This window comes from Candidatus Paraluminiphilus aquimaris (assembly GCF_026230195.1).
Classification (GTDB): Bacteria; Pseudomonadota; Gammaproteobacteria; order Pseudomonadales; family Halieaceae; genus Luminiphilus; species Luminiphilus aquimaris.
Window position 1 is genome coordinate 1,427,109 of sequence record NZ_CP036501.1, and the last position, 12,316, is coordinate 1,439,424.

The window sequence follows — 12,316 nt, forward strand, 5'->3', positions numbered from 1 at the left end:
GCGGGTTAGGTCTTCATTTGTGGCGTTGGCGCAGGGACATCAATAATTTAACCTATGTCTTTTGCGAGTAGGTAAAGTCGATGGGATCAGCCACAAATTGGACAAAGCTCAATTGGGAAGACCCGTTCGAACTCGACGCGCAGTTGACCGAAGAGCAGCGGATGGTGCGAGAGTCTGCGCGGCAGTACGCTCAAGATAGGCTTGCTCCTCGAGTGACCGACGCTTTTAGGAGCGAGAGCACGGACCCCGCTATTTTCCGAGAGATGGGGGAGGTCGGCTTGTTGGGTCCAACCATTGAAGGTTATGGCTGTCCCGGTGTCGATTACGTGAGCTACGGTCTCATAGCCCGCGAGATAGAGCGCGTTGATTCGGGTTATCGGTCAATGTTAAGCGTCCAGTCGTCGCTCGTAATGTATCCCATATTTGCCTACGGCAATGATACGCAACGAGAGAAATACCTCCCCAAGCTCGCCACCGGTGAGTGGATAGGTTGTTTCGGTTTGACTGAACCTGATCACGGGTCTGATCCGGGTGGAATGATTACACGGGCTCGCACAACTGATGGTGGCTACCGTCTGACAGGCGCTAAGATGTGGATTTCCAATAGCCCTATTGCTGATGTCTTCGTCGTCTGGGCGAAGACCGACGATGACATTATCCGCGGTTTCATTCTCGACAAAGGTATGCCGGGGCTCTCTGCGCCAAAAATTGAGGGGAAATTGGCGCTACGTGCATCGGTTACCGGTGAAATCGTTATGGATGATGTCTTTGTCCCTGAAGAAAACTTACTCCCCAATGTGTCAGGTCTTAAGGGACCATTCGGTTGTTTGAATAACGCCCGCTTCGGTATCGCTTGGGGAACGCTGGGTGCAGCAGAAACCTGTTGGCACACGGCGCGCAATTACACGCTAGATCGAAAGCAGTTCGGTAAGCCACTTGCGGCAACACAGCTTGTTCAGAAAAAGTTGGCCGACATGCAGTCGGAAATCGCGATTGGATTACAGTCCTGCTTGCGAGCTGGCCAGATGTTAAGTGATGGGGCAATCTCTCCAGATCTCATCAGTTTGATAAAGCGCAATTCTTGCGGCAAAGCGCTGGAGATAGCGCGTACCGCGCGGGACATGTTGGGGGGCAATGGTATTTCCGACGAGTACCCGATTATGAGACACATGGTTAACCTTGAAGTCGTCAATACCTATGAGGGTACGCATGACATTCACGCGCTGATACTGGGCCGCGCGCAAACGGGGATCGCCGCCTTTTAATCAAATCGAGTTACAGGATGGGTAGTTATGGGACGATTACTGTTGGCTTGCGCGTTTCTTGCCGTACCCTGTTTCGCTGACGATACCGCATCGGTTGATGCAATTATTGACGCTTATTACGACGTGATATCAGGTCCAGAGGGGTTTGTTTATGACGCCGACCGAGATGCGAATATTCATGCCAAAGAGGCGTTGATAACCAAGTTCTCACTGGACGGATCAATGCAGCAACACCCGTTTGAGACAGAGCAAGCCTTGGTTGTCAGTCCTTACGAGTCCGCGTTTTTTGAGGTTGAAGTCGACAGGCAGGTAAAGCGGTTTGGCAACGTGGCTCATGTCTGGAGTGAGTTTGAGATGAAAACGGCGCCAGAGGGCCAAGCCTATGGCGGAGGATTTAACAGTATTTCATTGCTCTTTATGGCGGATCGATGGTGGATTTCGTCCTGGGCAACTCAGTACACAGAACCGGGTGCGAAATTGACTAATCTGCCGTCAGCTCAGCTCGTTGATCTCGATACAGACGAATTTGCCGAGGTCGTCAAGTCGATCGTTCAAGATACGCTTCAGGCTTGCGAGGTCCGAGGAGGTATGGAAGGACGGGCTAAAATGAATCTTGCCGTTGTCGGCGAGGTCAAAGCTAAATTGATTTGTGCCAAAGACTGATACTGCGGTTGTGATCCTCTAAGGGCTGGCTTTAGCATCTAGATTGCTTCATTTGGTCAGTCACGCGGATGGTGTGATGCCTGACTAGGCGCCGCTGAACTTAACGAACTATGTCATCTCCGCCGGTTTGGCTATTCGGCTCGGAGCCTAGGTGTGCCCTCGTTCAGTTGCTATCCGAAAGTACTGAAGTTGCGTAAGATCGATAGACACTCCAGTAACGAGATTTTCAGCTTATGGCTGCTCCACTCCCGAATCATCCACAACTTCGCGGTAACTACGGACCCATTAATTTCGAGGCGTCATGTGACGACTTGGTCATTGAAGGCAATGTCCCCGCTGACTTATCAGGTTCGCTTTATCGAATAGGGCCTAATCCAAAATTTGTCGAGGGAACCTACCACTGGTTTTTTGGTACCGGCATGATTCACGCATTCCATGTCGACCAGGGAAAAGTCGGGTACGTGAACCGTTGGGTAAGAACGCCGAAGTTTGAGAAAGAGATTGAGCTGGGAAGGGGCCTTAACCTCGAAATCAATATCAACAAAGAAACAGGGCAAATTGAAAGTAACCGCCGTAATGGTGTTGCTAATACTCATATTATGGCGCACGGCGATCATTTGGTGGCCTTGGAAGAGGGCAGTCATCCGTTTAGCGTGGCTCCCCAATCACTTGAGTCAGAGGGTTATGGTCACTATGCGGACGGTATAAAAGGCGCTATGACCGCGCACCCTAAAATTGACCCTGAAACGGGTGAGCTTCACGGCTTCGGCTACATGACTGACCATTTTGGTAGTAAGACGATGACCTATCATGTTATTGATCGAAACGGTCAGATGCTACGCTCAGATGTTTTCGAAGCACCGTACGCCGCGATGGTCCACGACTTTATGATCACTCGTGATTACGTGATTTTCCCTCTGTTTCCTCTGACGTGTGATTTGGATCGCGTTGCCAAATTTGGTTTCCCTTTTGCATTTGATCGAAGCGCCGGCGCCTACATTGGCGTCTTAAAGCGAGGCGCACCGGTCTCGAGTATTCGTTGGCTAGAGGCCCCCGTCTGTTACGTCTTCCATTACCTAAATGCATGGAATGAGGGGTCAAAGGTGACCTTTGATTCGGTCGATTTTCCCGTTGCGCCCAACTTCCCTAATGCCGATGGCAGTATTCCAGCTCACGCGGATGCGCAGGGTAAGTTGACGCGGTGGACCTTGGATGTCGACACCGGGGCGATAGATCGATACCAGACGCTGGATGTGGCCTCAGAATTCCCGCGCATCGATAATCGGTTTGCTGCCTCCCGTCACCGTCATGGCTATATCGCCGCCGCTTCACAGCGCGCCAAGGGGGATGGTGGGTTGTTCCATGAGATCACGCACATTGACTGTGATACGGGTGACGTCAGCACCTGGGACGCGGGTTTTGGTAACGGTGTTTCGGAGCCTGTATTTGTTGAAAAGAATAGTGGCGCAAAAGAGGGAGAGGGCTGGCTGCTCGCGACGGTGTATGACAGCCAGAAAAGCACATCCTCGCTGGTGATTCTTAACGCGCAAGCGGTCGGCGATGGGCCCGTCGCAGTCGCTATGCTAGACCATCGCATACCCTACGGCTTCCACGGCAGCTGGCGCAATAACTGAACGTAAGTAGCTTCGAGGTCAGACTCAAGGGGTGAGATTCCCTTGGTATTACGTCCCTGTAATGTCCGCTAAAGGCGGGTGTTTTTGAAGAGAAAAATCGTGGCAATAGCGGCAGCGTGTAGCTCGTTTAGGGCCCTTCATTTTGCGTCGAGATGCCGTCGGTTTTTGTCTTGATTTCGCCTTTATTTTGGTTTTCTATAGTGCGAGATAGGTGCTCGTAGTCGCAGAGGAAAACCATGCGGGATGCCACTCAATGAATGCCGAGGCACTCGGTAACGTTCAGGTCAACTGGCCCGATGGCGAACGTATGAGTTTGCCCATCTTGTGGCTTCGTGATGTTTGTCCCTGCGAGGCGTGTCGGATTGCTCAGACACAGGAGAAACGCTTTCATCTCGCAACCCTTGAAACCGTGAGTATTGAGACGCTTGGGGTCAGCGATGAGGCACTTTGGGTTGCGTGGACAGGTGGGCATTCGAGTCAATACCCCAGAAGCTTTCTCGCCAAGGATCATGCTCGTGTGATGCCTCAGTGGCAGCCTTGGAGCGATGACTACACGCCTGCTTATTTCGACTTTCAGGCGTTTCAAGCGAATGACCGAATGGCCTTGCTGGCTATCGAAGAATTTTTGAGGTCCGGTGTACTCATACTTTCAAACGCACCAACCGAAGAGGCGACACTGGAATTACTGGCCAAGCGGCTTGGCCCTATCCGTGAAGTGCTGTTTGAGCGCATCCACAATGTGAAAGTAGACCCTAGGGGCTACAACGTCGCCCACACCAACTTAGGTCTGCCGCCGCATAACGATTTTGCAAGCTATTCATGGCCGCCAAGTGTGCAGGCGCTTCATATGCTAGCCAACGAGGCGAGCGGCGGGCGATCGACGATTTTTGATGGCTGGGCACTCTTGGAGGAGTTTCGATCAGCGGAGCCCGAGGCTTTCGATGTCCTATGCCGCGTGGAAGTACCCTTTAGAGAGTTTGATGAGAGCAACGAGACGTACGCTTGTGAACCCATCATCCGGCTAAATACTAAGGGCGAAATTGTTATTTTCCGTTATTCGAATCAGTTGATGCAGGTAATGAACCCTGCAGATCCTGATACGGCTGTGTTTTACGATGCCTATTACAAACTAAGCCGCCGCTTGTTCAGTAGTGACAAGGTGAGGCGCTTTCGGTTGGAGGGTGGGCAGATATTGATTGTCGCAAGTCACCGAGTCCTTCACGGACGCGAGGTCATCGACGATGCGGGTTATCGGCATCTACAGGATGCGTATTTCGAGCACGATAATGTGCGCAACATGCTTACGGTATTAGCGAGGTCGCATGACTGAAGTTTCATTTACCCAAATGAAAGATGGCACCCAAGCCGACTATGTATTTTTGGAGCAGCTGGAGGACGACCATATTAAGGGGCTGCCGGGTCGCATTATGAAAGCTTTAGCTGGCTTATCGGATGGGCTAGCCGGGTACAAGATTGATCGGTTGCACCACTCTCTGCAGACCGCAACGCGTGCGGAGGATGAAGGCGCGAGTATTGATTGGATAGTCGCGGCCTTGGTGCACGACATCGGCGATGAGCTTGCCCCATTGAGTCACGCAGAGTTTGCGGCGGCACTTTTGAAGCCGTTTGTCAGCGATGAGATCGTCTGGGTGGTAGAGAAGCACGGCTTATTTCAGGCGTACTATTACGCCCATCATGTCGGTGGCGATCGTCACGCGCGAGACCAATACAAAGATCATCCGTTTTATGATCAATGCGTTCACTTTTGTGAGGCATGGGATCAGGCATCCTTCGACCCGACGTACCCCACGCGCTCGCTTGACCATTTCGAGCCCATGGTCAGAGAGGTTTTTTCGCGAAGAGCGCACTGACACCCTCCTGATAAGAATGCACTGGCTCTGTTGCCCCGTAAGCGGCGCGACAGCACAATAGCGGCTCGATCTTCGAGGCTCACCTATGATTAGCTTTGCACAAGCACAGGAAAATTTAGAGCGTTTATGCCGGTCATGGTTGGCATCAAATCCTGAGGTGAGTGAGACGCTGTGCTTGGGTGAGGCACTTGGCCGTTACCTGACGGCAGACATTGTTGCCGCGCTAGAATTACCGAGGTCAGATGTTTCAGCGATGGATGGCTACGCTATCTGCTCCCCCGACGCAGTGGGTGCCAAATCCTCCCAGACCTTTACGCTAAAGGGAGAGTCTCGCGCTGGTGAACCCTTTGAAGGTGGAGCATTGGCGCCGGGTGAGTGCATTCGTATTTTCACAGGGGCAGTGGTCCCCGCATCCGCGGATACGGTGGTCATCCAGGAAAATGTTGAGCGCGACCATGACCTGATTCACATGCGCCATGACACGCCAACTGGTTCGAATATTCGTCGTCGAGGCGAGGAGATAGCCAGGGATACCGTTATTGCAAGATATGGCCAATTGATAAGGCCCAACATGATTCCGCTACTCGCGAGTCAAGGTATAGCGCAGGTGGAGGTTCGACGAAAACTGCGTGTTGCATTTTTTGCCACAGGAGACGAATTGAAAGCCGCCGGCGAGGTCTTAGATGAGGGGGATATCTACGAAAGTAATCTCGCGTCTATCGATGCCGTGCTTCAGCAGTATCCAGTTGAGCTCATAAATATGGGCGTCATCGAGGATACGCCCGAAGCCATAAAGGCGTGTTTAACAAGAGCAAGCACCGAGGCAGATGTCGTCATCAGCAGTGGAGGCGTGTCCGTTGGAGACTACGACTACGTGCGACAGTGCGTAGAGTCCATGGGTGTCATTTCCGACTACAAAGTCGCCATGAAGCCTGGCAAACCTGTCTGTTTCGGCCATCTTGATCGAGGGCAGGGCAGTAAGGCGCTGTTTTTTGGCCTGCCCGGAAATGCCGTCTCCTCTTTTGTTGTCCTGACTGAGCTTTATCTGCCTGTGATTAAGCTCCTTTCAAACCGAGAGGTTGTCGTAGCCAATACGCAACGAGAAGCTGTGCTGGATGCTGACCTCACTCGACGTGGTGGTCGCTTGGAGTTTCAACGCGGCATCTTACGAGGCGATATTGATGACGCCGGGAATCAAGTGATGCGTGTCGCAGCCTTAGGTAGTCAAGATTCTCATCGCGTTTTTGGCCTTGCTCGCGCCAACTGCACCATCAAGATCGATGCAGATATCGAACACATCTGCGCAGGTTCCAAGGTTTCAGTTTCCGTCTTTCCGTGGGCAGAGGATCTGTGAGCGATCTTCGCTCCGTCATTGCCGTGGCCATCCTCGCCGGAGGAAATAGCCGCCGTATGGGTGAAGATAAGGCGGCCCTAGTAGAGGCGCATCAATCGCTTATTTCACATCAAGTTCTCGACCTTCGCCGCGTATTGCCAGCTCTTCCGGTCTTTGTTTGTGCGGGCTCTCGGCGTTACCCGGAGCTTTTGCCTCACGGTATTCATTATGTATCAGACAAGGTCGATGATGCGGGTCCCTTGGCGGGAATTGCAGAGGCCTTGAAGGCAGCCAAGGCATTAAATGGCGGTGATGGGTATGTTTTGGTTATGCCAACAGATTCGCTGATTCCACCCTCACAGATACACCGCCTATTAGTCGATACCGCGACAGAATCCGCGGACGTAGTGCTGCTAAAAGGGCGGCGATTACATCCATTGCATGGCCTTTTCTCGACTCAGCTCGCCCCCAGCATGGAGCGCTATCTGATAGCTGGTGGTCGGGCCGTTATGGGCTTTTTAGATAACGAGCGTTGGCAAACTGCGCTCGCGCCCGACGACTGGGAGCCTTGTCTCAATTTCAATACGCCCGAGGAATATACGCACGCGCGCTCAGCATTGGCGGAGACTACTGTCGTATAGCTTTGTTTTGAGGCCGACAATCTGCACGGGAAAAAATCAGTTGAGAGGCTTATAGTGGTGCTGGGCGTTTAGTGAAGTAAACCGCAGGGTATCAACAATGAAACGACGACATTTTTTATCTGCATTGGGGACCGCGACACTGGCAGGCTCTGCCATGCCCGCCCTTGCTCAATACCTTGTTCCCGAGGGGCAGGTGCGGCTGGTGTTTAATGAAAACCCTTATGGGCCCAGTCCTCGGGCGTTGGCTGAGGTGCGAAAAATTCTGCCATTGAGCGCCTACTATCCGGATTCCCCCTACGATTATCCGATTCGCGATGATTTATTTGACGTCATCGCCGGTAACCATGGGCTTGACCACGAAAACGTGTTTGTCTCATCGGGATCCAACGAGGGACTTCAAGCGGCTCTTATGGCTTATGGGCAACGCGGTAAAGTCATGACGCCAAGTCTGACCTACGATGCGCACCTTGGCTATGCTGAGGCCCTGGGTGTATCGGTTACGCGGGTGCCATTACGCAGTGATCTACAAGTCGATTTGGACGCCATGGAAGCCCAGCTTGATGATTCAGTAGCCGTGGTTTACCTCGCTAATCCAAATAATCCAACGGGCTTGCCAATCGATGCGGAGCGGTTGCGCGCATTCTGCCGCTCGGTAGGTCCCAAGGCGCTGGTAATCATCGACGAGGCCTACAATGAGCTTACCGACGAGCCTGAGAAAGATACGATGGTCGATCTGGTTCGAGAGGGACACAACGTTCTCGTTACGCGCACGTTTTCGAAAATATTCGGAATGGCAGGGTTACGGGTGGGCTACGGGATTGCGCGCCCAGACATCATTAAGAAAACATCCAAGCACATCATGGCCTGGCCAAATGGTGTGGGCCTGACCGCCGCTTACCACAGTTACATTGACTCAGATTTCATTCGATTTTCGCGGGAGAAAGTTCTCCAAGGCCGAGCCATGGTTGAAAAAACATGTGCGCAGATGGGTCTGACGCCCGTGCCATCACAGACCAATTTCGTCTTTGTGGATGTGGGCCGGGACGCGATGACCGTAAGGCGTGCCATGGCGAAAGAGGGCGTGCTGATTAACGCAGGATACGACGGCTACCCGCAACACTTGAGAGTCAGTATGGGTAGGCTTGAAGATTTGAAGACCTTCGATCGCGTGTTCAAGCGGGTCATGTCAGGCGCATAAGAGCGCTTTGACAGACTCAGGCAGCACATGCGCGACATACGATCATTGCAGTGAGGGTGAGGCGCCTATTTTTCGTGAACGATTTCTCCGTTCACCACCGTCATAGCCACATTCGTTGCGCTGATTGTCTCAGCTGGGATGTCAAACAAGTCCTTTTGCAAGAGAACCAAATCAGCCAACTTGCCCTCGGTAATTGAGCCTAGGGAGTCGAGTTCACCCACCTGAATCGCAGTATTTCGTGTCATCGCAATAATAGCTTCAGCCAAAGAAACAGATTGAGCTGGATTGCGAGGAGGCATTTCTGGCTGGCCAGGCAGACGACGCGTGATAGCAGATTCGATCAGCTCAAGTGGTTTATAGGTTGAGAGATAGGCTGAGGCAGGCCAATCCGCGCCAAAACTTTGATTGACGCCTGCATCCATAATGGATCGGACGGGGTAAGCATTTTCAACCTTCTCCATGCCGACGAACGAGCCGATATTAAAATAAGAGGGGTCTCGCGCCGCCCACTGAATTGACGTTTGCGCGGTTACGTTGAGCGCCGCGAAGCGTTCTATGTCATCGGGATGTACGAAGTCCATATGCGCGATGGTGGCCCTAACGGTTTGGTTCTGGGTGGCTGCCCGAGCCGCTTCTATCGCATCGAGTGATTGACGCACAGCAGCGCCGCCTATGGCGTGAATATGAATCGGTATATTTTGGGCAAAGTACGTCTCAATATTCGCCTTCATTTCGGCTTTTGACATCATGGGCTTGCCAAAGTCTTCATTAGAAGAGTCGACATAGGGGGTGAGTAAATAGGCGGTGTGCCCCTCTGGTACGCCGTCAGCGGCCATTTTCACCGCTTCCGGGCGAACCATGGAATTGCTGTATTGGGCAGTGTAATCAGCGAATCGCTCTGCAATGATATCCGCATCATCGAGCTCACGAACCGCCCCGAATACCCTAAGCGAGAGTGCTCCACGCGCATTTAATTCCTGCCAGATCTGATACGCCTCTTCCTCCGTGGGCGCACCGGCCCAGGCATCAAAGACACTGGTGAGTCCCGCAGCTGAAGCTCTGGGCAGCCAGCTTATCAATCGTTCCTTGTAGGCGGCTTTATCACCGGGAATAAAGGCCTCCTTAATATGATTGCCGGCTTTTTCTCTTGCTGTCCCCAAGGGTCGATTCGTCAGTGGATCTCGCTCAAAAAAGCTGACGCCGGGTTCAGGATCAGGGAAGGACTCGTCCACGCCACCTTCTAAGAGCGCGCGAGAGGAGAACCAGGTGGAATGTCCGTCAACAGATTGGAGAATGACGACCCGATCCCCAAAAATGGTATCGAGGATCTCTGCCTCAGGGCCTGATTTGGGAAATAGATGATTTTGCCAGCCGCGTGCATAAATGGGTTCCTCGCCCGGCTGATCGTCTCTAATTTGTTCCAATGCCACTTGTAATTTTTCGGGTGTATCGGCGTGACTAAGGTTAACTCCTACATCGGTAAATGAACCCATGAAGATGTGCGTATGCGAGTCCATGAGGCCGGGGATTAATAATCCGTCGCCGATGGGTATCTGGCGCGTACGCTCATCCACAAAAACCTCAACACCCTCTGAGCTGCCTACATATACGATTCGGTCATCTCTGACGGCGACTGCCGAGGCTTGGGGCCTTAGAGGGTCTGCTGTGAAAATATGGCCACCAGAGAAGACAAGGTCGGCTGGTTCGACCTTATCCGAATTTGAACAGGCACTGAGAAGGGTCAAGCTGACTAAGCTTAGAGCAAGGTGTACGAGGCGCATACAGGGTTTCCTCAGTCCGTTATTCTTGGGCGTAGTCGATAGTATCGGATTCTTGAGACTCGAGGGAGGTCTGATTAAGTAGGGGTTCACTCGATGGGTATATCGAAGTACGTGTTGGGAAACGGTTCGTTTACAAGGCTAAAGTGCCACCATTCCGCGAAGTAGCCTCTGAAGCCCGCACCTTCCATGATTCGCTTAAGCGTGTGCCGGTTTGCCCGGGCGTCGGCACTCACCAGATTACTTTGTGTGTGGGAGCGCTCGTCAAAGAAATCCCAGGGCGTTCCCATGTTGAGCGTCTCGCCTGTCTCAGTCGAGACAAGCGTGAGGTCAACCGTGCTCCCCCTCGAGTGTCCCGAGCGTTCTGCTATGTACCCTTGTTGGATCAGCTCTGCTCGCGGTATGTGAGGATAATAGATTGCTTTTGTGGGCTCTTCTTCATGGCTGTTGACCCAGTTAACGAAGTCATCAACGGCACGCTGTGGGCGATAACAGTCATAAATCAAGAGCGCCATACCTTCCTTTTTAGCGAAGTCTTGGGCGCGAAATAAAGCTTCTGTGGCCTCTGGAGTGAGCAGGCAGTGGGCTTTTCCATAGCCCTTTGCGGAGCGTCCCAAAAAGTTAGCAGTACCGGCGTAGCGAATGTCTGTCATGACGCCTTCAATCGCGCCTCCAGCGTTGATCAACACACGGGGCTCTGCGAGCGCCGACGTTATCGTCAATACAATGAAGCCTGCGATTAATTTGGCGCTTACATAGCGTGGCTCAATCATGTGGCTAGCTTGCCGTGCGCAGCCTGCTCTGCCAAGCTCGGATCGATGAATTGAGGGGGAATTATGAAACGACGATCATTGCTTCAGCTCAGCTCAGCAGCGGCGCTTCTTGGCACTGTGCCGGCTTATGCTAAATCCGATGTGGTGACGCGGCCGAGACGGCTTCGCAAGGGTCAAACTGTTGCTATTGTGGCGCCTGCTTCGGTGACCTATGAGTCGCTGCAGTTACAGCTCGCACTTGAGGCCTTGGAGGCCATGGGTCTGAACGCAAAAGTCGGTGATCACGTGATGGACCGTTTTGGCTATCTTGCGGGTCAAGACAGTGATCGAGCGGCAGACATCAACGAGGCTTTTTTGGACCCTGACGTGGACGCGATCTTCGCGCTTCGAGGCGGCTGGGGCGCCAGTCGATTATTACCTTTTATCGATTTCGACGGCATACGGGAAAACCCTAAAATTTTACTGGGCTACAGCGATATCACGAGTCTGTTAAATGCGATTTACGCAAGAGCAGGGGTCGTTGCATTTCATGGCCCCAACTTGATGTCACGCTGGAATCAGTTCACATATGACTCCATGCGTGAGGTCCTATTCGATGCGAAGCCCGCCCGATACATGAACCCTACAGAGCCAGATGATGACCTTGTTGCACGCAAGCACAGAATCCAAACCATTGTGCCGGGGCGCGCAGAGGGGCATCTTATCGGCGGGAACCTCACGCTCATGAGCGCGCTGGTGGGCACGCCTTATCTCCCTAAATTTGATAACGCAATTCTCTTTCTCGAGGATGTCGGTGAGGCTATTTATCGTGTCGACCGGATGCTCACACAACTTAAATTAAGTGGGCACTTGCAACGAGTAGCCGGCATTGTTTTCGGGCACTTTACCGGTGTGAAGCCCAACCCCGGGCTGGGTAACTTCGCATTAATGGATGTTTTAAAGCAACACTGCCTGCCTTTGGGTGTGCCTTGCTATTTTGGTGCCATGATTGGTCATCTCGAGCAACAGAGCACGGTACCGGTTGGTGGACTGGCGCGCATGGATGCGTCGCGAGGCGTAATTGAATTAACTGAGCCGGCGGTGAGGTAAATAGTCGAGCTAAATAGGGCGGTGAGACACCGATAGTTGAAGCGTGACACAGCGTGTACAGGTGCGAAAGC

At 52.6% G+C, this 12,316-nt stretch carries 11 protein-coding genes; 9 read left to right on the forward strand and 2 right to left on the reverse strand.

Features of this window, described 5'->3' with window-relative positions:
• Positions 1–80: 80 nt before the first annotated feature.
• The 8 genes from E0F26_RS06615 (at position 81) to E0F26_RS06650 (ending at position 8,605) form a co-directional block, all read left to right on the forward strand.
• The gene (locus E0F26_RS06615; protein ID WP_279240875.1) at positions 81–1,265 is read left to right on the forward strand and encodes an acyl-CoA dehydrogenase; all 1,185 of its coding nucleotides are present in this window, start codon (positions 81–83) and stop codon (positions 1,263–1,265) included.
• Between the two features lie 27 nt (positions 1,266–1,292).
• Positions 1,293–1,928 carry a hypothetical protein gene (locus E0F26_RS06620; protein ID WP_279240876.1) on the forward strand — a complete coding sequence of 212 codons (636 nt, stop codon included), beginning with the start codon at positions 1,293–1,295 and terminating at the stop codon, positions 1,926–1,928.
• Positions 1,929–2,161: 233 nt separating this feature from the next.
• Positions 2,162–3,562 carry a carotenoid oxygenase family protein gene (locus E0F26_RS06625; protein ID WP_279240877.1) on the forward strand — a complete coding sequence of 467 codons (1,401 nt, stop codon included), beginning with the start codon at positions 2,162–2,164 and terminating at the stop codon, positions 3,560–3,562.
• 211 nt (positions 3,563–3,773) lie between these two features.
• Positions 3,774–4,892, forward strand: coding sequence for a TauD/TfdA family dioxygenase (locus E0F26_RS06630; RefSeq protein WP_279240878.1), 1,119 nt, complete (start codon positions 3,774–3,776; stop codon positions 4,890–4,892).
• On the forward strand, positions 4,885–5,433 hold the full coding sequence (locus tag E0F26_RS06635; protein WP_279240879.1) for an HD domain-containing protein: 549 nt from the start codon (positions 4,885–4,887) through the stop codon (positions 5,431–5,433). The genes E0F26_RS06630 and E0F26_RS06635 overlap by 8 nt, the downstream gene beginning before the upstream one ends.
• An 85-nt stretch (positions 5,434–5,518) precedes the next feature.
• Positions 5,519–6,787 (forward strand): molybdopterin molybdotransferase MoeA, encoded by a 1,269-nt coding sequence (locus tag E0F26_RS06640; protein WP_279240880.1) that lies wholly within the window; start codon positions 5,519–5,521, stop codon positions 6,785–6,787.
• On the forward strand, positions 6,784–7,407 hold the full coding sequence (gene mobA, locus E0F26_RS06645; protein ID WP_279240881.1) for a molybdenum cofactor guanylyltransferase: 624 nt from the start codon (positions 6,784–6,786) through the stop codon (positions 7,405–7,407). The genes E0F26_RS06640 and mobA overlap by 4 nt, the downstream gene beginning before the upstream one ends.
• A gap of 97 nt (positions 7,408–7,504) precedes the next feature.
• Positions 7,505–8,605 carry a pyridoxal phosphate-dependent aminotransferase gene (locus E0F26_RS06650; protein WP_279240882.1) on the forward strand — a complete coding sequence of 367 codons (1,101 nt, stop codon included), beginning with the start codon at positions 7,505–7,507 and terminating at the stop codon, positions 8,603–8,605.
• Between the two features lie 65 nt (positions 8,606–8,670).
• Here the strand turns inward: E0F26_RS06650 and E0F26_RS06655 are convergent, their stop codons facing one another.
• Complete coding sequence (locus tag E0F26_RS06655) at positions 8,671–10,386, reverse strand: amidohydrolase (protein ID WP_279240883.1); 1,716 nt, start codon at positions 10,384–10,386, stop codon at positions 8,671–8,673.
• Between the two features lie 86 nt (positions 10,387–10,472).
• Entirely contained in the window at positions 10,473–11,156 is a 684-nt protein-coding gene (locus E0F26_RS06660; RefSeq protein WP_279240884.1) for a M15 family metallopeptidase, read from the reverse strand.
• Positions 11,157–11,219: 63 nt separating this feature from the next.
• On the opposite strand from E0F26_RS06660, the gene E0F26_RS06665 reads away from it, so the two are divergent.
• Positions 11,220–12,245 carry a S66 peptidase family protein gene (locus E0F26_RS06665; RefSeq protein WP_279240885.1) on the forward strand — a complete coding sequence of 342 codons (1,026 nt, stop codon included), beginning with the start codon at positions 11,220–11,222 and terminating at the stop codon, positions 12,243–12,245.
• The last annotated feature ends 71 nt before the right edge of the window (positions 12,246–12,316 follow it).

What these genes read in the sequence shown, in the direction of transcription:
- E0F26_RS06615 (WP_279240875.1), top strand. Translation starts at nt 81, where the DNA reads ATGGGATCAGCCACAAATTGGACAAAGCTCAATTGGGAAGACCCGTTC.
- E0F26_RS06620 (WP_279240876.1), top strand. Translation starts at nt 1,293, where the DNA reads ATGGGACGATTACTGTTGGCTTGCGCGTTTCTTGCCGTACCCTGTTTC.
- E0F26_RS06625 (WP_279240877.1), top strand. Translation starts at nt 2,162, where the DNA reads ATGGCTGCTCCACTCCCGAATCATCCACAACTTCGCGGTAACTACGGA.
- E0F26_RS06635 (WP_279240879.1), top strand. Translation starts at nt 4,885, where the DNA reads ATGACTGAAGTTTCATTTACCCAAATGAAAGATGGCACCCAAGCCGAC.
- E0F26_RS06640 (WP_279240880.1), top strand. Translation starts at nt 5,519, where the DNA reads ATGATTAGCTTTGCACAAGCACAGGAAAATTTAGAGCGTTTATGCCGG.
- E0F26_RS06650 (WP_279240882.1), top strand. Translation starts at nt 7,505, where the DNA reads ATGAAACGACGACATTTTTTATCTGCATTGGGGACCGCGACACTGGCA.
- E0F26_RS06655 (WP_279240883.1), bottom strand. Translation starts at nt 10,386, where the DNA reads ATGCGCCTCGTACACCTTGCTCTAAGCTTAGTCAGCTTGACCCTTCTC.
- E0F26_RS06660 (WP_279240884.1), bottom strand. Translation starts at nt 11,156, where the DNA reads ATGATTGAGCCACGCTATGTAAGCGCCAAATTAATCGCAGGCTTCATT.
- E0F26_RS06665 (WP_279240885.1), top strand. Translation starts at nt 11,220, where the DNA reads ATGAAACGACGATCATTGCTTCAGCTCAGCTCAGCAGCGGCGCTTCTT.